The sequence below is a fragment of the Pseudomonadota bacterium genome (assembly GCA_027624955.1).
Lineage (GTDB): Bacteria > Pseudomonadota > Alphaproteobacteria > UBA828 > UBA828 > PTKB01.
Genome location: JAQBTG010000012.1, coordinates 63135 through 85759, shown reverse-complemented (window position 1 = coordinate 85759; position 22625 = coordinate 63135). Strand labels below are relative to the sequence as shown.

General features: G+C 54.9%; 21 protein-coding genes. 1 reads left to right on the top strand and 20 read right to left on the bottom strand.

All coding sequences use genetic code 11. The features are described 5' to 3' along the window. The 16 genes from lpxB to dnaE form a co-directional block, all read right to left on the bottom strand. A partial coding sequence (gene lpxB, locus O3A94_06790; GenBank protein ID MDA1355959.1) for a lipid-A-disaccharide synthase occupies nt 1–1113 on the bottom strand: 1113 nt, incomplete at its 3' end. Next, entirely contained in the window at nt 1110–1928 is an 819-nt protein-coding gene (lpxI, locus tag O3A94_06785) for a UDP-2,3-diacylglucosamine diphosphatase LpxI (protein ID MDA1355958.1), read from the bottom strand. The genes lpxB and lpxI, both read right to left, overlap by 4 nt. Beyond that, nucleotides 1918–2718, bottom strand: a complete 801-nt coding sequence (gene lpxA, locus O3A94_06780; GenBank protein ID MDA1355957.1) for an acyl-ACP--UDP-N-acetylglucosamine O-acyltransferase — start codon at nt 2716–2718, stop codon at nt 1918–1920. The genes lpxI and lpxA overlap by 11 nt, the downstream gene beginning before the upstream one ends. Further along, the gene (gene fabZ / locus O3A94_06775) at nt 2715–3185 is read right to left on the bottom strand and encodes a 3-hydroxyacyl-ACP dehydratase FabZ (protein MDA1355956.1); all 471 of its coding nucleotides are present in this window, start codon (nt 3183–3185) and stop codon (nt 2715–2717) included. Before fabZ ends, lpxA begins: the two co-directional genes overlap by 4 nt. Before the next feature lie 4 nt (nt 3186–3189). Then, nucleotides 3190–4209, bottom strand: a complete 1020-nt coding sequence (gene lpxD / locus O3A94_06770; GenBank protein MDA1355955.1) for a UDP-3-O-(3-hydroxymyristoyl)glucosamine N-acyltransferase — start codon at nt 4207–4209, stop codon at nt 3190–3192. Nucleotides 4210–4218: 9 nt separating this feature from the next. Then, a complete protein-coding gene (locus O3A94_06765; protein ID MDA1355954.1) occupies nt 4219–4788 on the bottom strand; it encodes an OmpH family outer membrane protein in 570 nt (189 codons plus the stop codon). Further along, entirely contained in the window at nt 4785–7109 is a 2325-nt protein-coding gene (gene bamA / locus O3A94_06760; protein MDA1355953.1) for an outer membrane protein assembly factor BamA, read from the bottom strand. The genes O3A94_06765 and bamA overlap by 4 nt, the downstream gene beginning before the upstream one ends. Then, nucleotides 7106–8215, bottom strand: coding sequence for an RIP metalloprotease (locus O3A94_06755; GenBank protein MDA1355952.1), 1110 nt, complete (start codon nt 8213–8215; stop codon nt 7106–7108). Before O3A94_06755 ends, bamA begins: the two co-directional genes overlap by 4 nt. A gap of 225 nt (nt 8216–8440) precedes the next feature. After that, a complete protein-coding gene (locus O3A94_06750) occupies nt 8441–9331 on the bottom strand; it encodes a patatin-like phospholipase family protein (protein MDA1355951.1) in 891 nt (296 codons plus the stop codon). A 3-nt stretch (nt 9332–9334) separates the two neighbouring features. After that, nucleotides 9335–10189, bottom strand: coding sequence for a phosphatidate cytidylyltransferase (locus O3A94_06745; GenBank protein MDA1355950.1), 855 nt, complete (start codon nt 10187–10189; stop codon nt 9335–9337). Next, nucleotides 10173–10946, bottom strand: coding sequence for an isoprenyl transferase (locus tag O3A94_06740; protein MDA1355949.1), 774 nt, complete (start codon nt 10944–10946; stop codon nt 10173–10175). The genes O3A94_06745 and O3A94_06740 overlap by 17 nt, the downstream gene beginning before the upstream one ends. Beyond that, entirely contained in the window at nt 10912–11472 is a 561-nt protein-coding gene (frr, locus tag O3A94_06735; GenBank protein MDA1355948.1) for a ribosome recycling factor, read from the bottom strand. Before frr ends, O3A94_06740 begins: the two co-directional genes overlap by 35 nt. A gap of 4 nt (nt 11473–11476) precedes the next feature. Beyond that, entirely contained in the window at nt 11477–12202 is a 726-nt protein-coding gene (gene pyrH / locus O3A94_06730) for a UMP kinase (protein ID MDA1355947.1), read from the bottom strand. 184 nt (nt 12203–12386) lie between these two features. Beyond that, the gene (gene tsf / locus O3A94_06725) at nt 12387–13310 is read right to left on the bottom strand and encodes a translation elongation factor Ts (protein ID MDA1355946.1); all 924 of its coding nucleotides are present in this window, start codon (nt 13308–13310) and stop codon (nt 12387–12389) included. 73 nt (nt 13311–13383) lie between these two features. Then, nucleotides 13384–14268, bottom strand: a complete 885-nt coding sequence (gene rpsB / locus O3A94_06720) for a 30S ribosomal protein S2 (GenBank protein MDA1355945.1) — start codon at nt 14266–14268, stop codon at nt 13384–13386. Nucleotides 14269–14474: 206 nt separating this feature from the next. After that, nucleotides 14475–17942, bottom strand: a complete 3468-nt coding sequence (gene dnaE, locus O3A94_06715) for a DNA polymerase III subunit alpha (GenBank protein MDA1355944.1) — start codon at nt 17940–17942, stop codon at nt 14475–14477. A 147-nt stretch (nt 17943–18089) separates the two neighbouring features. On the opposite strand from dnaE, the gene O3A94_06710 reads away from it, so the two are divergent. Continuing rightward, entirely contained in the window at nt 18090–18740 is a 651-nt protein-coding gene (locus O3A94_06710; GenBank protein ID MDA1355943.1) for a pyridoxamine 5'-phosphate oxidase family protein, read from the top strand. 60 nt (nt 18741–18800) lie between these two features. Here the strand turns inward: O3A94_06710 and O3A94_06705 are convergent, their stop codons facing one another. The 4 genes from O3A94_06705 to O3A94_06690 form a co-directional block, all read right to left on the bottom strand. After that, on the bottom strand, nt 18801–19490 hold the full coding sequence (locus O3A94_06705; protein ID MDA1355942.1) for an ABC transporter ATP-binding protein: 690 nt from the start codon (nt 19488–19490) through the stop codon (nt 18801–18803). Further along, nucleotides 19483–20727: a lipoprotein-releasing ABC transporter permease subunit gene (locus O3A94_06700; protein ID MDA1355941.1), complete on the bottom strand. Its 1245-nt coding sequence runs from the start codon at nt 20725–20727 to the stop codon at nt 19483–19485. Before O3A94_06700 ends, O3A94_06705 begins: the two co-directional genes overlap by 8 nt. A 21-nt stretch (nt 20728–20748) precedes the next feature. Then, nucleotides 20749–22056, bottom strand: coding sequence for a proline--tRNA ligase (locus O3A94_06695; protein ID MDA1355940.1), 1308 nt, complete (start codon nt 22054–22056; stop codon nt 20749–20751). A 126-nt stretch (nt 22057–22182) separates the two neighbouring features. Next, nucleotides 22183–22617 (bottom strand): hypothetical protein, encoded by a 435-nt coding sequence (locus O3A94_06690; GenBank protein ID MDA1355939.1) that lies wholly within the window; start codon nt 22615–22617, stop codon nt 22183–22185. Nucleotides 22618–22625 lie beyond the last annotated feature (8 nt).

The following is a 22625-nucleotide window of genomic DNA, read 5'->3' as shown; positions in this document are numbered from 1 at the left end:
GATTCCCAATTGCCGCGAAACGATGCGGAAGCATTCGATTTGATCAGCTCGAGCTGCCGGGTCAAGCAATATGTTCTCGACCGCCGGCACGAGATGACTTGGCGTGCATGCCTCTTGCAAAAACTCGGGGGCTGCACGGCGTCCGGCGACAATGTTGGCCAAAGCGATGTGCTGCACATGCACGACCTTCCGCGCCACCGCAACGGTGACCGGATTGGCGCGATAGGCAACCACCATCGGCACGCCGGCGATCGCCAGCTCGAGAGTTGCCGTGCCTGAGGATGTCAATGCTGCGTTGCTGGCGGCTAGCGCGGCGTACTTAGCCTCTCGTTCACTACCGTCGATGATCACCGCTTTAACATTCCAACTTTCCACGGCCGTTGAGATTTCCTTGCGCAGCGCCGGTACCGCTGGAATGACGGCCCAGCCGAGCGTCTTACGCGCCGCCAGAGAATTTACTGTTTCGCCGAAAATCGGCAAATGCCGGGATACCTCTGAGTGCCGGCTACCAGGAAGGATCGCGAGTAATGATTCACCTGCTGGAATGCCATGGTCGCGGCGAAACGCTGCGCCATCGGCATCGCCAATAAAGCCTTCGGCCAGGGGATGGCCGACAATCGTCGTTTGCAGACCGGTTCCGTCAAAATACTTTTCCTCAAACGGAAATAGCAGCAGCAAATGTGTGAGAAATTTGGCTATCTTGCCTGCCCGCCCGGGACGCCAGGCCCAAACCTGCGGCGCGACATAATGCACGACGGGTATACCACTTCCCTTCAAGCGCTTGCCGACACGGAAACAAAAATCGGGCGAATCTATGGTGACGACAATATCGGACGAGAGATGCCTTGCAGCCCGTTCGGTTTGGCGAATTCGCCGCAGTAGTTTTGGGATGTGGGGCAAGACTTCGAATATGCCCATGACTGAAAGCTCGTGCATCGGAAACAGGCTTTTCAATCCGGCGCGCCGCATGTGTTCACCGCCAACGCCGGCAAATCTGGCCTTTCCGTCCGTCAATGCCTTTAGCGCCAACATCAGGCGCGCACCTATCACGTCGCCGGACACCTCGCCGGCAACCAGAAAAAAAAGCGGAGCCTGCTCTGCGGCGTCACTCACGCCCGAATTCCGGCCACAAACAGGCCGAGCCGGTTCGCCTCCGTAACGACTTCAGCACGATCCAGGATAAGAGATTGCCCCTCTTCGACAGCGATGCCATTCAGCCCGGCTTTGGCCGCGTGCCGCACGGTATCTGCGCCGATGGTCGGCAGGTCGGCCCGACGTTCCTGTTGGGGTTTCTTCAATTTCACCAGAACACCACCCTGCCCTTCACGCTTGAGACCCGCGCATCGTTCCAACAGGGCATCGGTTCCCTCAATTGCCTCGACTCCAAGCACCACACCCTGCTGGACGACAACCGCTTGTCCCACATCCAGAACGCCCAAGGCCTGGGCGACCCTCGTGCCCAACACGATATCTTTTTGATCGATATCACCAGGGATCCGATCACCCAATATTCCCTCGGGCGCCGCTACGTCGTTGAGCAAATCATCCGCACCGACGACCCGGAAACCTTCGTTTTCCAGTTCCTCGACTAAAATTGAAAGAATCGCGTCGTCACCCTGCCCAGCGGCTTTTCGAATTCTGCCTAGCAGTCTGATGGCGCGCATGTCCGGCTTAAGCTTGGAAAAAGAGGGCCGGCGCACCGGGCCGGCAAATACGACGTCCGAGCAATTTTCTGACTTTAAGCGATTAATGGTCGCACCGACCTTGCCGAGCGGCATCCATACGTGCGAAACGCCCTCACAGGTTTTTGGATCCGCTTCATTCTCGAAGGCGATGACGAATACGTCGCGCCCGGCTGCCAGGCATGATTGCACAATACGGGCCGGCAGAGGTCCGCCGCCCGCAAGGATACCAAGCTTAGTTGGCACCGTCTCCCTTCGGCTGACAAATCGGCCGTGTGCTTTCCTCTTGAATAAAATCGACGATATCCATGACCGGTTCAATTTTATTGAAAAGATCGGAAACGTCTGCCAGGCGCTCCGTCATGTTGCCCTCCTGAGCGAAAAGCAAACGGAATGCGCGGCGCATGTCGTGAATGATATCTCTACTGAAACCGCGCCTTTTCAACCCGACCAAATTCAGTCCCGCCAGGCGCGCACGGTCACCCATCACCGAACCATAGGGAATGACGTCATGTTCAACGCCGGTCATTCCGCCGACAATAGAGTGACGACCGATACGGACATATTGATGAATCGCTGATAGGCCGCCCAAAATTGCCCACTCGCCGACCGAAACATGTCCGCCAAGCGCCGCGTTGTTCGCCATGATCACGTGATCGCCGATTTGACAGTCGTGGGCGACGTGCGATGCCACCATAAAGAGGCAGTTGTCACCAATGCGCGTTATCATGCCGCCGCCTTCGGTGCCCGGGTTCATGGTAACATGTTCGCGGATGACGTTGTTTGTGCCGATCTCCAGCACAGAGGGCTCGCCGGAATACTTCAAATCCTGCGGCGGCAGCCCAATTGAGGAAAACGGATAAATTACAGTGCCGGCGCCAATCCTAGTATGACCGTCGACAACTGCATGGGATATGAGGCGAACAGCGCCGCCCAGAATGACATTCTCGCCAACGACACAGTACGGACCAATTGATACGTCGTCCGCCAGCTCAGCTTTGGAATCAACGATGGCGGTCGGGTGAATATTCGTCATGTATCTTCCAAAATCATCGCCGCATATGTGGCTTCGGCGACTGTCTCACCATCAACCTTGGCGGCCGCTTCGAATTTCCAGACGTTTCGGCGTCGATGTTTTTTGCTCACATGCACCATTAGCTGATCCCCAGGAAATACAGGCCGGCGAAAACGGCAATTATCCACCGACATGAAGTACACGAGCTTGCCAGCCATGTCCGGCCCAAGCGTTTTTACGACCAACACGGCCGCAGTTTGCGCCATCGCTTCAATAATTAAAACGCCGGGCATGACTGGCCGGCGCGGAAAATGCCCCTGAAAATAGTTCTCGTTGATCGACACGTTCTTCAAGCCGAGCGCGCTTTCGTCAGGGACCACATTGAGGATCCGATCAATCATCAAGAAAGGATAGCGATGCGGAATCGCCTCGATGATCTGTTCAATATCAAGGGTTTCGACAACCCCTTTCTCGCTGGCTTCATTCATAAAACTACTCGTCCTTGTCGATTAGCTTGGACAGTATGATGCTTTGCCGGTGCCAGTCCCGGATGGACACGGCCGGTGTTCCGCCTATCGTTGCACCTGGTGGAATGCTCTTGGTAACGCCACTTTGTCCCGCGACTTTCGCCCCTGAACCGATCGTAATATGTCCGATCGCACCCGCCTGCCCGCCAAAAAACACAAAATCCCCGACTTTCGCACTGCCTGCAATGCCCACCATGCCCGCGAGGACACATCCTCTGCCCAGTTCCACGTTGTGCCCGATTTGAACGAGGTTGTCGATCCAACAACCCTGACCAATGATCGTGTCGGGCCCACTACCCCGATCGATCGTCGAGTTGGCGCCTATTTCAACATCCTCGCCGACAATCACGCGCCCCAGTTGCGGCACCTTGGTATGCCCACCTGGATCCGGCGAAAACCCGAATCCATCCTGGCCGATACGCGCGCCCGGATATATACGCGTCCGGTCGCCGATCAGACAATGACTGAGCGATGTACAGGCGCCAATCGTCACGTCGTCACCAATCACAACGGACGGCCCGATCACGACATTGGCTTCGATCAAACAATTTTTCCCGACGATCGCATTGGCGCCTATAACGACGCCGTGTTCTATACGGCACGTCGGATCAACGCGCGCGCTGCTCTCAACAAAGGCCGTTTCAGCTATATTTGGTTTCAGCGCCGGCACAGGGTAAAAAGCTTGCGCTGCCAGCGCATATGCCTTGTAGGGATTGGTGGATAGCAATAGCGCCATGTCTTTCGGAGCTCTCGCTGCGAGGCCTGGACTGACGATGCAAGCTGCCGCATCGCTGCTTTCAAAAGCTGCTATATATTTTCGATTATCCAGAAAACTTAAGTGCTCGGCGCTCGCCCGATCCAAAGGCGCGACATCAACAAGCCGCAGATCAGGGTCGGAATTTTCGCCCATTTCGGCCTCAATCAAGGCTGCCAATTCGGCCAATGTGAATGGCCCGGCACATGAATGAAATCGCGGATCTGCCATCGGTCCGTATCAGTTCAGTCCAAATTTCAGCGTCAAATCCGGCAATCGTTCGTCGAGGCGCCGGAGCACTTCACGTGAAATTCTTAAGCTTTTGTCGACAAACAAGGTTTGCACCTCGGGAATGACGAGGGTAATCCCGCGCTCAGTAGCAATTTCAGCGATGATATTCGATAATTCGACTTGCAATTGGCGCACCCCGCCAGCGTAGGCTTGATCCAATTCGCGCCGGCGATCCACCACGATTCGTTGAACCGCTGCAACATCTCCCTCGAACTCTCGTCGCCGCGCGGCATAGGCCTCTGGTGAAAGAACTGAACGCTGCCGTGCGAGCTCTTGCTCAAGCTCGCGTAAGCGGGCTTCCTCGGACGTTATCTCCACTTGGTACTGAGTGCGCTTACCCTCAATTTGCGCTTTTACCGATTTTGCTGCTGCAGCATCGCTCATGATCGCCTGTAACTCCACGACCGCAATGATTACAGGTTCCGTATTCTGCGCTTTGGCGACCGGCGACGCCGCATGAAGTAAGGCTAGCGCCAACAAAACCAGTGGCGCCGAAATGAAATACTGAATCTTGCTCAAAATCTTGCTCCGAAACTAAATCTGAAATTCTCCGTTTGGTCGAAACCTTCCTTTAGTACTGCTCGCGCGTAATCAACCCGTATGGGACCAAACGGAGACGAATAGGCGAAGCCAATTCCGATCGACGCGCGCGGATCACTAACATCCAATATCTCGGCGCCATTATCATCGACTTGAGTAAGTGTGCCGATATCGGAGAATAACGCGGCATCAACATCAAGATCCTTGGTCAAGTTGAGAGGGACAGTGATTTCAGCTGTGGCTGAATAAAATAAATTGCCGCCAAGAGAATCGTCTGTAATACCGTCCCGCGGACCAACACCGCCGGGTTCGAAACCACGCAGAGTTGCGCCGCCCAAAAAGAATCGATCGTTAATGCGTACGTCTTCCCCCAATCCGGTAATGTGACCCTGGCGCAAAACTGCACTGCCAACCCAATCCAACCATAGCGGCACATGGTAGGAAGAGGTGAGCGTATGCTTTAGAAAGTGCACATCCCCGCCCAAGCCCGCCGCTTCCTGGCCAAATTGTACGCGATAACCTTCAGTTGGCTTGATCCGACTATCGCGTTTGTCATATGTGAGGGAATGCCCAATAGATGAGGTGACTGAGGTGCCCGCTTGCTCCCTGATCAGCCGCGAGGCGCCTACATCCACATTGCTGATTTCATCTTGGCGCAAGGTGTATTGCAGTCCGTGGCGAAGATCTTCCGCGACGGTATAGTCGGCGCGTAAAGTGGATCCAAGCGTTTGCTGGTCAAAGGAACTTTCATCCTGAAAGTCGACATCCTTGCGAAAAACGTCGAACCCGGCCGCGACGTCTCGGTCGAGAAAATACGGCTCCGTAAAACTCAAATCGATTTCCTGACGGCGGGTCGAAAATTGCAGTCCTAAGCGCAGGTCTTGACCCCTCCCCAAGAGATTGCGTTCGCGGATGCTGATATCAGCTAGGATTCCGTCAAGACTCGATATTCCAACGCCGAAACTTAGTTCGCCAGTTGATTTCTCTGTAACGGCCACCGTCAGGACCGACTGATCGGGTTGGTTGCCTTGTTCGGTATCGACCTCGACCGTCTCGAACAATCCTAAATTTCTGATTTGCTGACGCGAACGTCGGATCTTAGCGGCGTTGAACGCATCGCCTTCAACCAGGCGAAACTCACGTCTCACCACTTTGTCCAATGTCCGCACGTTGCCAACGATGTTAATACGCTGCACGTAAACGCGCGGCCCTTCCTCTATATCATAGGCCACGTCTATGAGGCGGTCTTCGCGGTTGCGCTTTATATTGGGGCGAATGTCTACAAATGCGTAGCCCAAGTTGCCGACCGCATCCGTCAACGCCTGAATGGTATCTTCCACTTCATCAGCGTCATACCATTCGTCCGAAATCGTGGTTATGAAGGGGTCCAAAGACTCTGCTTGTAGATCGCGCAAATTGGCATTTATGCTTAGATCGCCGAATTTGTACCGCGCACCTTCGTCAATCGTAAAGGTGACGTAGAAATCTTTTCGATCCCGAGTTAATTCAGCCACTGCCGAAATTACTCGGAAATCAGCGTACCCCCTGCCCAAGTAATATTTTCGCAGAAGTTCCCGGTCAAAGGTGAGTCGGTCTGGATCGTAGGTATCGTCAGAAGTTAAGATGCGCCACCACGCAGACTCGCGGGTCTGGATCGCATCGCGCAATTCACCGTCACCAAAACGTTTATTGCCGACAAAACTGATCCGTCGAACTCCAGTCAGCGGCCCTTCGTCGATTTCAAAAATCAGGTCAACACGATTTTGCGCGAGTTGAATTACTTTTGGCTCGATCTGCGCTGCAAATCGACCGCTTCGTCGGTAGATTTCGATCAGCCGCTGAACATCGCTTTGAACCCGCGTGCGGGTATAGACGACGCGCGCGCGAAGCTGCGTCTCACTCTCCAGGGCATCGTCGTCTATCCGCTTGTTACCCTCAAACGCGACGCGGTTGATGATCGGATTCTCAACGACGCGCACGATCAAATCACCGGCTTCGCGACGGATTGTTACATCGGCGAAGAGACCGGTGGCGAAAAGGCTTTTGAGGGAATCGTTTATTTCAATTGCATCGAACACATCTCCGACCGATATCGAAAGATAGGAGCGCACGGTCTCAGCCTCAATTCGCTCGTTACCCTCCACCAACACGTCTTGAACTGTTGTTTGAGCCCTGACCGGCACGGCCGGCAAGACCAACGCAAAAATCATCAATAGTCCGAATAGTCCGGCAAGGGAACGAATTGGGCATGGCACGATGCGCATAATGGTCGAGCGTAATTCCCCGTTAAATGGAATCACGAAGCCAGCCCGAGAATGTCCTTACCCGTTACCCAAACCATGAGGGCAATGATCAGGACGAGGCCGACGGCTTGGCCAATTTGCTGAATCTGTGGTTTGAGCGGGCGCCCCATCAACGCTTCGAAGAAATTAAACAGCAAGTGCCCGCCATCTAATACAGGGATGGGCACAAGATTAATCAATCCGAGGCTGACGGATATCACCGCCAGAAAGAATGCGAGGCCGGCAATCCCGCCGGCGGCAACCTGACTGGACATGACAGCGATGCGAATTGGCCCGCCGAGATCCTCCGTGGACCTTGAACCGCTTATCATCTGCCCCACGGCTTTGCCGGAGGCGCTAATCACGAATGCCGTCTGCTTGACGGCTTGCCATATGGCGGTACCGGGGTCGTGCTGAGTGAAGGTGACCTGCGGCACGCTGATTCCAAGTTGCGGTCTCGATGTTTCGTTTCCGAATGTGTCCTCCGCGACGACCATGCGCGGCTCCGCCCGAATGATCATTTCATTACCATCCCGCAACACGACGATATCGAGCGGTTCTCCCAAATTTAGAAGGACTGTGGACTGAATATCTTCAAAACGGGAAACATCCTGTCCATTTATTTGCAGAAATTCGTCGCCCGACTTCAATCCAGCTTGTTCGGCCGCACTGCCTTCCATTACAGCGCCGACAATAGCTGGCGTAACTTGTTGTCCGACGGTGGCAAACAATATTGCGAATATCACGATCGATAGGATGAAGTTGGCGACTGGCCCCGCCACTGCGACGGCCGAGCGCTGCGCCACGCTCTTATTGTGGAAACATTTCGCCTGCTCCTCGGGCGTCATTTCGTTGACTTCTTCGGTCGGCGACGTGCTCGCAGCGTTTGAATCACCAACGAATTTCACGTATCCGCCGAGCGGCAACAAACTGAATTTCCACCGCGTGCCGTGACGGTCATTGATGCCAAATAGCTCCGGGCCGAAGCCGATGGAGAAAACTTCTACGCTTACCTGGTTGGCACGGGCGACCAAATAATGCCCAAGCTCGTGGAAGAAAACCACGGGGGTGATCACCACGAGGAATGGCCAAATATAGTTTAGCGTATCGACGATATTATCCATTTCTACCTATCGGTATCCGCATGGCAGCGACGTTCGAGGCGATAACGCGTTCGTGTCTTGCCGCACGGGTGTCAAAAGTCTCGCGCCGTTTATCCAGTTCGAAGATTGCCGCAGCGCATACCGGCTCTCTCGTGGCGCGACTCTACATCACACTAGCATGATACTTGAGTCTAGGGTCCGAACCGGCGCTTTTCAAGGCCGCTGCGTACCGGCTAAGAGATTGATTTAAGGAACAGATACGCCGAGAGCCTGAATCGCGTCATCGCGCCCCATTTGGGCACAATCCCAGAGTCGGGCGCGCCCCCGCGTGGTGCGCCCGACCAGCCGCGATTCATCGCTCGGCGCGACCCAAGTGATACGCAGATCACCGCCTAATCTTCCCCGCTCTTGCAGGAGATTCATCGTTTTGTTGAACAGCCCGTCTTCGTCCAACAGTTTGTCGCTCAAAGACCGCGGGTGCCTTGCCAGGACCAGACGGCCCAGGCAACGCTTCAATCCGTCCGTTCTTTCACGTCTGAATCGCGAATTTCGAGTTGTCACAACAATAATATCCGTGCATCCCGCTTCGATCGCCCGGATTAATGGGATGGCGTCGCTAATCCCGCCGTCGACAAATTTTTTGCCGTCAATCTCAATAACGCGGTTATAGAAAACTGGCAACGCGGCGGTGGCGCGAAATACCTCAAACAACAAGTTTCCGCTGGAATCGCGCACCGCAACATCCTTGCTGGATATTTCGAATGGCCGCGCAGTCATGAATTCGGTCAGGATAACGTGCAGAATTGTCGGCGAATCAATGACTGCCTTCACATTCAGAGGGAACTCGGAGTGCCTGAGAATGTTATCGATAAGAAAATCGATATCGACCATTTTGTTTAACCGCCAGTAGCGAATGAAGGGAGAATCGCTGTTCAAGTGATCGGCGTACCCGGCGGCGACCAGATCCGTTTGTTCAGACATCAGATAGGCGGCGTTTATGGCGCCCGACGAAGATGCGTAAATATGAGCGAAGCTGTGCGCCAATCCAGCATCCGCCAGCCCACTGACGGCACCGGCGGAATATATTCCGCGCATTCCGCCGCCTTGAATGACTAACCCACGGATTTCACTGGGCAATATTCAACCTCCCGCCCATAACAGTCGTCCCGAACCGCCGGCGAGAAAAACGGCCAATGCAAGAAGTGGCGCCACAAAAATCAAACTGTCCAGTCGGTCAAGCGCACCACCATGGCCTGGCAGCAAGGAGCCGCTATCTTTGACACCAAACAAACGTTTCACGCTTGATTCGGCTAAATCGCCAAATTGCGCGAAAAGAGAAAAGAGCGCACTGGCGGCAGCAATGGTCACCAGGTTGGGCATTTCTGCAAGCATACCTACGCTGACTAAAAGGATTGTTAATGCAATCCCGAAGAGAATTCCGAAGACGAATCCGCCGGCTGCTCCAGCCCATGTCTTTCCCGGACTAATGCGGGGCGCAATACGAGCGCCGCCTAAGAAACTGCCGATCAAATAGGCGCCAGAATCGGTCGCCCATACGACGACAAACAGCAAATAAACTGTGACGAGTCCGGTACCATTTTCTATGCGCAGCCAATATGTGGAAATCAAAGATAAGGCGAAAATAGCTACACCGGCGGCGACCAAAATTGGGTTATTTTTTTCGAATCTGGCGACCAATCCAACCAGAACGGTGCCAACAACGCCGGCGATCAGCGCCTTCTCACCATCCCAAATGGCGAACATAATGGCACTCGCTAAGGCCGTGACGATCGATACGATCAATGTCGCGCGCGATTGGCCCCGACAACTCATCTTGATCCACTCAAATGTCACAATGACGGCGAGTGCAGTCACAACGGCCAAGAATACGACGCCACCGGCTTCAACCGCGACCACGGCGCAACTAGCCAAAATCGCGCCAGTAAGCAGGCGCCGGCCCAGAAAGGCCCAATTTCGTCTAGTCGCTGCTGCCACCGTAGCGGCGTTCGCGGCGCTGATATTCTTGGACGGCTTGTTCGAGATGTTCGCGCCCAAAGTCTGGCCACAATATCGAGGTGAAGAGAAACTCGGTATACGCCGATTGCCAAAGGAGGAAGTTGCTCAACCGTTGCTCACCGCTGGTACGAATAAGCAAATCTGGGTCCGGCATGTCGGTACTTTGTAAATAGCTTTCAAATAGCTGCTCGTTCATATCTTCGGGATTTAACTTGCAGTCGCGGACGTTTTGCGCGAATAGCCGCGCTGCCTCGAGAATTTCCTGCCGCCCGCCATAATTAAGGGCCACAGTGAAAATCAACCCCTTGTTGTCTTTCGTGTTTTCTTCTGATTCCGAAATGAGACGGTTGATGTCGGCATCGAGACGACTGCGATCTCCGATGAATCGAATGCGTATGCCTTCACGTCCCAGGCTCGCCAGCTCGCGCCGAATGTACAGCCTGAGAAGCCCCATGAGATCATCGACCTCGGTCGCGGGACGTTTCCAATTCTCGGAAGAAAACGCATAAATCGTCAGATAGGAAATGCCAAGATCTGAGCACGCGCGAACAGTCGACCGCACGGCTTCCACGCCCTGCTTGTGCCCGGCGATACGCGGTAGACCGCGCGCCCGAGCCCAGCGCCCATTGCCGTCCATGATAATGGCGACATGCCTCGGCACGGCAATCGGATCGACCAATTCAGGGGCGAGCGCCACCGCCTTAGACTTGGAGAATTTCGCTTTCCTTACTTTCATGCGCCTCAACGATTTTCTTTATCATGTCGTCGGTTATTTGCTGAATCTCATCGGACCAAATTTTGGCGTCATCTTCGCTGACGTCTCCTGACCGTTCCAATTTCTTCAGTTTGTCCATGCCATCGCGGCGCACGTTGCGCACAGAAATTTTGGCCTTCTCGCCATATTTCCCGGCAATTTTTGCAAGTTCTGCGCGGCGCTCCTCATTCAACTCTGGAATCGGGATGCGCAAATTCTGCCCGTCCACAACAGGGTTGAGGCCCAATCCAGAATTCTGAATCGCCTTTTCCACCGCCTTAACCTGCGATTTATCCCAGACCTGAATGCTGATCATTCGCGGTTCAGGTACGTTAACGGTAGCGACCTGATTCAACGGCATTTCGGTATCATATGCCGGGACCATTATAGGCTCGACCAAACTTGCGGAAGCGCGCCCGGTTCGCAAACCAGAAAACTCTTGCCTCAACACTTCAAGAGCGCCGTTCATACGACGCTGCAAATCATCAACATCGGGTTCTTCTGCCATTGGATTACTCCCGTTCACCAATGATTGTATAGGCACCATCTCCCTTTAAGACGGCGCTCAATCCGCCAGGCTGGCGAATCGAGAATACGACAATCGGAATTCGATTTTCCCGTGCCAATGATATTGCCGAAGCGTCCATCACTTTGAGGTCGCGCGACAGAACATCCAAATAGCTCAGTCTATCGTACCGTTCGGCGCTGCTGTCTAATTCGGGGTCGGCGGAATAGACGCCATCGACCTTAGTCCCCTTAAACAAGGCGTCACATCCCATTTCGGCCGCCCGCAACGCCGCCGCCGTGTCGGTGGTAAAAAACGGATTGCCCGTGCCTGCCGCAAATATTACCAGCCGCCCTTTGCCCATATGGTGAATGGCTCTGCGGCGGACATAGGGTTCGCATACGGTCGCCATCGGAATGGCGGACAGCACACGCGTTGTCACATCGATTTTCTCTAACGCGAACTGCATAGTTAACGCGTTCATTACCGTCGCCAGCATGCCAACATAATCGGCGCTAGCGCGTTCCATTCCGGCCGCGGCGCCGGATATCCCACGAAAGATATTGCCGCCCCCTACCACTACGCAAACTTGTACGCCTTGGCGGTGAACGTCAGCAATATCAACAGCGATTCGGCCCACCGTGTCGCTGTCAATTCCGTATGGCTCATCTCCCATCAGCGCTTCTCCCGATATTTTGAGGAGAATGCGATGAAATTTGGTGCCAGGATCCATAAGTACTCCCGAGACTCTACGCAGGATGTGACGTTTAAATTGTCTTGCGCGCCCCAGTGATACCACCCGGGACCCACAGATTAGGCGTGCCAGCAAATTCAGGGCTCAAACCGCCCAGGCAGTGACCTTACATCAAAGATCTCTCCGCCTCCATGTTTCAGAGGCGCGGTGACAGGAATGGACTCTATTTGAGCTGTGCTGCGACCTCAGCCGCGAAATCACTTACTTTGCGCTCGATTCCCTCTCCAAGCGCGAAACGGCGTATTCCGGCGACCTCGACGGTGCTACCCAGGTCTTTTTGCAATTGCTCGATTAGTGATGAGATTTTAGTTTCACCGTCTATGACAAACGTCTGATTTAGAAGAACAACTTCCTCATAATATTTCCGCAATCGGCCTTCAACCATTTTGTCGATGATTTCGGCGGCCTTGCCCGAACCCTCAGCCTGCTCGCGGAGTATAGCGCGTTCGCGCTCCACATCGTTGCTGTCGAGATCCTCGATAGAAACAGCCTGCGGGCTTGCCGCAGCCACATGCATAGCGAGTTGATGCGCAAGCTGGGTCAACGCTTTTTTATCGCCCTCGGAACGAATGGCCACAAGCGCGCCGATCCGGCCCAGGCCCGGCGCCGATGCGGCATGCACGTAGCTGCCGACCACGCCGGTATCGACAGATAGCACGGCTGTACGCCGAACACTGATATTCTCACCAATTGTCGCAATAAGCTGTGTAATTTCGGCTTCGACGCTATGACCCTTGCCGGGATATTCCGACGCGCCCAATTTTTCGATATCGCCACCGCAGGTCAATGCGAGGGCCGCTACGTCGCGCACCGCATTCTGGAATTCTTCATTGCGCGATACGAAGTCTGTCTCAGAATTCACCTCTACGAGCGCAGCTGAATTTTCACCGGCGGCGAGACCGATGAGACCTTCCGAGGCGACACGCCCGGATTTTTTTGCGGCGGCGGCCAGGCCGTTTTTGCGCAGCCAATCGACAGCCGCCTCTAAATCGCCGGAGGTTTCACCCAACGCTTTCTTGCAATCCATCATTCCGACGCCGGTTTTTTCGCGTAACTCTTTGACCAACGCTGCCGTGATCTCGGCCATGATTCCTAACTCCTCAGCTCCAGCGCCGATATCGGGCGGCGCGTTCGTCATCAAAAATTTGTTGTTATCCGCCCTAAGCGGGGCTAGCGACCGGCGCCTCTTGAGATTCTGCCTCGGCGGGTTGCTCTGGCGATTCAGTCTCCGCTTTGGTTTGAGTTTCCGCTTCAGGCGCCACGACTTCCGCCGCCGCGTCTTCAACGGCAGCTTCGGTCGGAATCTCTTCTATCGGTGCTTCAAGTGATTCGCCGATATCGGCGCCAGATGCGGCCAATTCTTGTTGCAGGCCATCAATAATTGCGCGCGAAAACAGGTCGCAATAGAAACTCACGGCCCGAATTGCGTCATCGTTTCCGGGAATCGGATAGGTAATCAATTCAGGGTCGCAGTTGCTATCCACCACCGCGACCACGGGAATGCCCAATTTGCGAGCTTCCAAAACGGCGATATCTTCTTTATTCGTATCGATCACCACGAGGATATCGGGAACGCCGCCCATGTCCTTGATGCCGCCCAGCGCGCGATCCAACTTATCGCGCTTACGGGTGAGCTGCAGAATTTCTTTCTTGGTCAGACCGAGGTTCTCGTCAGCCAATCTTTCTTCGAGACTGATCAAGGTTTTGATCGACCCGGAAACGGCCTTCCAGTTGGTCATCATGCCGCCAAGCCAACGGTGATTTACATAGTATTGGCCACTTCGGCGCGCCGCGTCGGCAACGGGTTCGGATGCCTGACGCTTGGTGCCGACGAACAGGACCCGTCCGCCTCCGGCCGCGACATCGCGAAGCGCCGTCAGCGCCTGGTGAAACATCGGCACCGTCTGCTGCAGATCAAGAATATGGACGCTGTTGCGCACGCCAAAAATATAGCGACCCATTTTCGGGTTCCAGCGGCGCGTTTGATGTCCGAAATGTACGCCTGCTTCCAACAGCTGGCGCATGGTGAACTCTGGAAGAGCCATGTAATTTCCTTCTCCGGTTATGCGTCCGCGAAGTTGGTCCGGAAAAATTTCCGGACACCGGAGCGGCAAGCGCCATATGACGGCGCGCACCGCATATCCGCGTGCGATTTTCCCACGCAACTCACCATGGGAGCGAGACACATACCCCTGCCCTCGGTGCAAGTCAATTCACGGCAGGCTATTCGTAACGGATTAATATGTGGAGATTAAAGGTCTCGAACCGCTAATATTCCTGGAATTGCATCAATTTCAGCGCGAACCGCCGGCGACAATGCGTATCGCTCTTTCAGCCCCACTTCGACATGCCCGCGTTGCGGTGTTCTGACCACGAAACGAATCTGCCCTGGGCCACTGCCCTGACGATCCAAGATACTTCTCAATGGGGCCAATGGCGTACTCTCGGAAAAATGAATTTCCAAGCCCTTCATCCGGCCCACTGCTCGTGCTTCAAGATCGTCGGCGCTCTGAGCCGTTAGCTTGATCATGTCGCCTTCCGCCCGAATATTGACCTGCACCAACAAGAAACGGCCCGGCTCCAACAGCTCCCGCGCACTGCTATAAGCCTCCTGAAAAAAAGCGACCTCGAAGCTCCCGCTCGGATCCGACAGCTGAACGAAAGCAAATCGCCGGCCGTTTGAGTCTCTCTCTTGCACATTGAGAACCACGCCCGCCGCCCTGATGCTGCTTGCGCCTTCATTGGCACGCTCTAAGAACTGAGCGCATGCCGTGGTCTTCAGAGCGCTGAGAGCTGAGCCGTAAGCCTCAAGCGGATGGGCCGATAGATAGAATCCGATCGCCTCTTGTTCATAATTCAATCGTTCCAAAGGCGGCCAATCAGCAACCTCTGGCAGAATGGGCTCAGGCATTCCCATGTTCGGCCCGGCACCGAATAGCGAGTCCTGGCCACTGTTGCGCTCGGCACTCTCCGCATGGCGCAACAGCAGTTCCACGGCTTCGTAGAGTTTCCGGCGACTGGGTTCGAGCGCATCGAATGCACCGGCACGCGCTAAATTCTCGAGCTGCCGCTTGTTGACGACGCCGGCCCCCAACCTCGCGGCGAAGTCGAAAACACTTGTGTAAGGACCGTTGGCATCGCGCTCGGCAACAACCGCGCGCATCGCCACGTCCCCGACATTCTTTATCGCGGCCAAGGCATAGCGGATCGCCTTTTTGTCCATTTCCGCCGTTTCCGACACAGTGAAATTCGCATCGGAGGCATTGATATCAGGTGGCAAGAGGGAAATGCCGATACGTTCCAGTTCCTGTCGGAAGGCCGCCAATTTATCGGTGTCACGAAGTTCGAAAGACATGGACGCCGCCATGAACTCGACCGGGTGGTTCGTCTTGAAATAGGCGGTTTGATAGGCGACCAGCGCATAGGCGGCGGCATGTGATTTGTTGAAGCCGTAATCAGCAAACTTTGCCACCAATTCGAAAATTTGACTGGCCTGCGCTTTATCAACACCCTTCTCGATAGCACCCTGCACAAATATTTCACGTTGGGCATCCATTTCCGATTTGATCTTTTTGCCCATTGCGCGACGCAGCAAATCAGCGGAGCCAAGGCTATACCCGGCGAGCACTTGCGCGATCTGCATGACCTGTTCTTGATAAACAATGACACCATAAGTTTCGCGCAGTATTTCCACCAAACTCTCATGCATGTAGTCCGGCTGCTCCTCACCATGCTTGCAGGCAATGAACTTTGGAATGTTGGCCATGGGACCCGGCCTGTAGAGGGCGACAAGCGCGATGATGTCTTCAAAGGTATCGGGCCGCATGCTGCGCAGGACGTCGCGCATACCTGAACTTTCCAACTGAAACACCCCCATTGAGGCTCCGCGTCCCAGCATCTCATAGGTCGCTTGATCATCGAGGGGCAGCCTATCCAACTCAATTCTGGCGCCGCCGTCACGAATTAGTCGGCAGGCAAATTCCAGAACGCTCAAGGTCTTCAAACCAAGAAAATCGAACTTTACCAACCCCGCTCGCTCGACATATTTCATCGAATACTGCGTTACCGGCATTTCCGATCGTGGATCGCGATAGAGCGGAACAAGTTCTTGCAGCGGCCGGTCGCCGATCACCACGCCGGCGGCATGGGTCGATGCATGCCGGTACAGACCTTCAAGTTGTAGGGCGATATCGAGTAGGCGGGCCACCGATGGGTCCTCTTCCTTCATCACTTGAAATTGCGGCTCGCCTTTGATCGCTTGCTTGAGGGAGACCGGATTGGCCGGGTTGTAAGGGACAAGTTTGGACAAACGGTCGACCTGGCCGTAGGGCAGGCCCATGACGCGCCCGACATCTCGAATGACCGCGCGTGCCTGAAGCTTGCCGAACGTAATGATCTGCGCAACTCGATCGCGGCCATATTTTTCGCACACATGATCTATGACCCGATCCCGCTGCTCTTGGCAGAAATCGATGTCAAAATCAGGCATGGATACGCGTTCGGGATTCAAAAACCTCTCGAACAACAAGCCGAACCGCAAGGGGTCCAGGTCGGTAATGGTGAGCGCCCATGCCACCACTGAGCCGGCTCCCGAGCCCCTGCCCGGTCCGACCGGTATATTCTCCGACTTTGCCCAACGGATAAATTCGGCAACGATGAGAAAGTAGCCGGGATATTTCATATCGACGATCACGCCGAGTTCGAAGTTGAGGCGTTCCCGATAAGGCTTTGCCGCAGCCCTCTTCTCTTCGTCCGACATATCCTGTTTGAAAACAGTGCGCTCGAGACGGTCGTTGAGGCCGACTTCCGCCAAGTCGCGCAGTTCGGCAGCTTCCGACTTCCCCTCCGACATCGGGAAAGCCGGTAGGATTGGCGCATGCTGAGGCGCCATAAAGGCACAGCGTCGGGCCACGGTCAGAGTATTGTCCACAGCTTCGGGCAAATCGGCGAACAGTTCGCGCATATCTTCAGCCGGTCTGAAACAATGATCTGGCGTCACACGAGCGCGGTTTTCATCATCAATATGCGCGCTCTGCGCAATGCACATTAGCGCGTCGTGCGCCAAATATTTGTCGCGGGGGCCAAAATAGACGTCGTTGGTCGCCAACAACGGCAACCCCTGCGCATAGGCCAGATCGACCAGCGCCGCCTCGATGCGGGTCTCGTCTTCCATGCCGTGGCGCATCAATTCTATATAGAAACGGTCGCGAAATATCTCCGCGAGCTGAGCAGAAAACGCACGCGCTGCGTCATCCTGGCCATCTAAAAGGAGCGCGCCGACCGGCCCGCGCGGTCCACCGGAGAGTGCCAAAAGTCCCTGTGAATGCTCCGTTAGGCAGGCGAGGTCGATTTGCGGTGTTTCGCCGCTTGGCGTTTCCAAATGCGCCGTGCTGGTCAACGCCATCAAGTTGCGCCAACCGATTTCATTTTGCACCAATAGAGCTAGCCAATACGGCTCTTCCACCCGTGTTTGCCGCCGGCTATCTTCGCGTGAATTTCGGCGCAGCGCTAGATCGCAGCCCAAAATTGGTTGCACACCCGATTTTATGCACGCTTCGGAAAACTCGATGGCGCCGAACAAGTTGTTCCTGTCCGTGATCGCGACGGCCGGCATGCGCTCCGCCCGACAGAGCGCGGCAAGTTCGTCTGTTTTGATTGCGCCCTCTGACAGCGAGTAGGCCGAATGAACGCGGAGATGGACGAAACTGGCGTGATTCATGTATCCGACTCGCAAAATATTGAGGCAGGACTAGATTCCATACTATAGGGGAAATTGTCACGTTGATTTCGGGCCAGCATCAGCTGTTGGCGGCATCTCAGCGGCGCTGGTATAGTCAGGCAAGCCCAAGATCAAATGAGGTAAGTGATGGACGATCAAAATTCCGACACAGTCGTCGCAAGCGAAGACGAGCTCAGAGGCAGTTACGGCGAGCCGATGGATATCGCCCTTATGAAACAGCTGCGCAAGCTAGATGCACATTGTAAGGATTTCATATCCCGCTCGCCGTTTCTTTGCATCGGTACGAGCGCGGCGGATGGAAAGGCGGATGTTTCGCCCAGAGGCGACCCTCCAGGATTCGTGCAAGTATTGGACGACAACACTATATTCATTCCGGATAGGCCAGGTAACAACCGCCTGGATACGATGAGCAATATCGTCGCCAATCCCGATGTCGGGCTTTTGTTCCTGATTCCAGGTTTTGAGGACGCCTTGCGCGTAAACGGCAAAGCCAAGCTCGTGAAGGACAAAAAAATTCTTGAACGTTGCGCCGTCAACCGCAAGGTGCCGACGATGGGAATCATGGTCGAAGTTGATGAAGCGTATTTGCATTGCGCCAAGGCGGTGCGGCGATCCAAGCTCTGGCAAGCTGAGAGCCAGCAGGACCGCAAGGAAATGCCGACGTTGGCGCAAATGATCTTGGAGCAGGTCGCTACGCCCGAGAAGCAGCCGACCAAAGAAGAGATTAAAGAAGGCGACGAATTCGTCGAGGAAAATTACAAAACCGGCCTCTATTAGGCTCGGAGTGCCAACGGCGGATTGCTCGCCCGACGGGCAATCCGCTGGCCGGTCAGCTAATTAGCGTTGCTCTGTAAGAATTCCCTTGTCCAGCGCCACATGGCGGTCCATACGCGCCGCAAGATCAAGGTTATGTGTGGCAATAAGTGCGGCCAACCCCGTGTCGCGGACCACCGCCATCAACGCATCGAATACAATTTTCGCGTTTTCTTGATCCAAATTTCCGGTCGGCTCGTCGGCCAGCAATAGGACCGGCCGGTTGGCCAGGGCCCGTGCGATCGCCACTCTTTGCTGTTCGCCGCCCGACATCTGTGCCGGCCGATGGTTTTTGCGCTGCAAAAGATCCAGGCGAGCCAACAAATCGTCGGCGTACTTCCGGGCTCGCCGTTTGCCGGCACCGCCGATCATTTGCGGCAGCATGATATTCTCGCGTGCCGAGAACTCGGGCAAAAGATGGTGGAACTGATAGACAAAGCCGAGCTTCTCCCGACGCGCTAGTGTGCGTTGGCGATCGGACATGGCGGTGCAGGATTCCCCGGCGATGCGAATTTCACCGCTATCTGGTTGTTCGAGCAGTCCGGCCAACTGAAGAAGAGTTGATTTACCGGCGCCGGACGGACCGGTGAGCGCCACCACTTCACCGACCGAAATACCAAAGGATACACCGCGCAAAACTTCGATCACGGCGCCCCCCTGAACAAATGTCCGACGCAGATCCGTGAGTTCCAAAACGCGCGCGGCATTACTCATGGCGAAGCGCCACCACCGGATCGACACGCGCCGCTCGCCAGGCTGGATAGAGTGTCGCTAAGAAGGACAGGCCAAGCGCCAAGATCGCTACAACAGCCACTTCGCCGCCATCAATCCGGGTAGGCAGTTGAGAAAGGAAATAGAACTCATGCGGAAAAAGCCGCGTGCCAAACAGGCTTTCGACCGTTTCCCGGATTGGCTCGATGTATACGGCGAACAAGATGCCACCGACAACGCCGGTAGCCGTCCCAACAATCCCGATCAACGCGCCATTCATAAAGAAGATGCGCATGATTTGACCGCGTGTGGCGCCGATAGTTCGGAGTATGGCGATTTGCCGCGCCTTGCTCTTCACCAGCATGATCATGCTCGAAATGATGTTGAACGCGGCGACGATAACTATGAGTAAGAGAATCAGGAACATCACTCTTTGTTCAACTTTGAGCACGCCAAAATAGGTTGCGTTTATCTGTTGCCAGTCGTGTAGCCTAAAATTCGTGCCAAACGCTTCGCGAAGCTCGGGCCGCAACTCGCGCACTCGATCCGGTTTATCGACGGTGATTTCCAGAGTCGAAACCGAACCGCGAAACTTGAAGTGAATCTGCGCCAAAGCGAGCGGCATGAACACAAAGCCGCTGTCATACTCGGACATATCGACGTTGAACGTGCCGACTATCTTATATGCCCGCGCTCGCGGCACGCTGCCAAGCGCAGTCGCGGTTACCGACGGCGCAATGAGGCGAATATCATCACCTATCTCAAGGCGCAATTTATTGGCCAGACGGTGACCGACGATGACACCTTCGCCGTTCGCATATGGCAGCATCGCATCGGCAGATAAACCGGCTACGACCCGTTTCTTGCGGGTGAGGTCCTCGCTGGAAATTCCATAAACGAGCGCGCCTGTCACCTCGCGGTAACCGCGCGCCAAAACTTCCGCTCGGATTACCGGAGCAGCGGTTTCAACACCTTCTATGGCTCGCGCTGTTGTGGCGAGAGCAGCGTAATCAGTGATCGCGCCGTCAATCGAGCGCGCAACGACATGCGGCTGCAGCCCAAGTATTCTTGTGAGCAATTCTTCGCGAAATCCGCCCATCACGGACATCACGACAATCAGCGTAAAGACACCAAACGAAATGCCAAGCAGGGAGAACATCGCGACAAGAAAGGTGAAGGTCTCTCTCCGCCCCGGCCAGAGATAACGCAGCGCAACAATTCTCTCAAAGGTGGAAAGCATATTGGGCTTCCGAACGAGCTCTTACACAAGCCGGGCAAGAGCGGATTCTGCAGATATCTCTTCGCGCTCTCCGCCACGCCGCTTGATCTCTACTGTGCCCGCTTTCACGCCGCGCGGTCCCACTGCGACCTGCCATGGCAGTCCAATCAGATCCATCTCGGCAAATTTTACGCCTGCGCGTTCGTCGCGCTCATCATAAAGAGTCTCTACACTCGCCTTGTTCAAATCGGCGTAGAATTTTTCACACACCGCATCGCAGGCGTCGTCGCCACTACGAAGATTCATGAGACCGACCTTGAACGGCGCCACACTTTCCGGCCAGATTATGCCGTCCTCATCATAATTTGCCTCGATGATCGCGCCGACGAGACGAGATACGCCAATGCCGTAGGAACCCATTTCGACCGCCACTTCTTTGCCTTGATCGTTGCTCACTGTGGCCCCCATAGCGACAGAATATTTGGTGCCAAAATAAAAGATATGGCCGACCTCTATACCGCGCCCGGTATAGAGTTTCGCCGCATCGACCGGGCAATTCTCCGGATCATGTTTGTCATCGGTGGCGGCATAAAGTTCCGTCCATTTGTCGACGATGGGCTGCAAATCTGCTTCGAAATCAATTTCAAGCGCTAACGCATCGGTATCGAGCCAAGCGGAATCACAATAGACAGCGCTTTCTCCGGTATTGGCCAAGACGATGAATTCATGGCTCATATCGCCGCCGATTGCGCCGCTATCGGCCTGCATAGGGATCGGCGTCAAACCCATGCGGGCATAGGTGCGGAGGTATGAAACGAACATCTTGTTATAGGAGCGGCGGGCCGATTCCGGATCAATATCGAAGGAATAATTATCCTTCATGAAGAATTCCCGCCCGCGCATAACACCAAAGCGCGGGCGCACTTCGTCGCGGAATTTCCAATGAATTTGATAAAGGTTTTGCGGCAGATCGCGATAGCTCTTTACGCTGTTGCGGAAGATATCGGTAACGATTTCCTCATGGGTTGGGCCATAGAGAAGGCCGCGCTCATGGCGATCGGTAAATCGCAGCATTTCCTTGCCGTAATCATCATACCGGCCGCTTTCCTGCCACAGTTCTGCCGGCTGTATTGTCGGCATCAGGATTTCCTGCGCACCGGTCGCGTCCATTTCCTCGCGCACGATCTGCTCGATCCTTTTCAGAACGCGGTAGCCAAGCGGCAACCAGCTATAAATACCGGCCGCCGTCTGCCGCACCATGCCTGCGCGCAACATTAAGCGATGCGAGGGTATCTGCGCCTCAGCAGGCGTTTCTTTTAGCGTCGGCATAAAAAATTTGGATCGCCGCATGGTTCTCCCGATTCGCACGAAATTGCTGTGCCGGACTATATGCCCAAAGCTGCATCAAAGCGCAATGTTGCGACCCAAGGATAGAGCCGGTGGAAGTTGGCGACCAATTGATGTTGCAGAGGCTTGTTAGCGCGTCGTCGCGTCCTGCCGCCTCTGACACTCAACGGCGATCGCATGCGATTGGGCGCCGCTCAAGGGCTCATCGTTGAAATAAGCTTGGCCATTTTTGACCGTCACCAGGCCGACACCAATATTGGAATCGCGTATGATATTCAACGTATCGGTGGCAGCGATGGCGAGGACGTTCTCTAAGGGCAATTCTATGGGCAGCCGAAACTCGTGATCGGCGTCGAAGTCGAGTTGTCCGGGTGCATTGAGGTCGGCGGGTGCGACGGCATTTCCGCTAACATCAAGGCCGGGTCGATATGCTACATCATCGTGCGGCGTATGGGCCGTCAAAGTCTGGCAAGCGCTCGGCGTAACGGTAATTTGTTGGGCGCCGAGGGAAAGCGTATTCCCGGCCAACAATGCAAAGACAACGGCAGAAAATAGATGTTTCATAGCAGCTG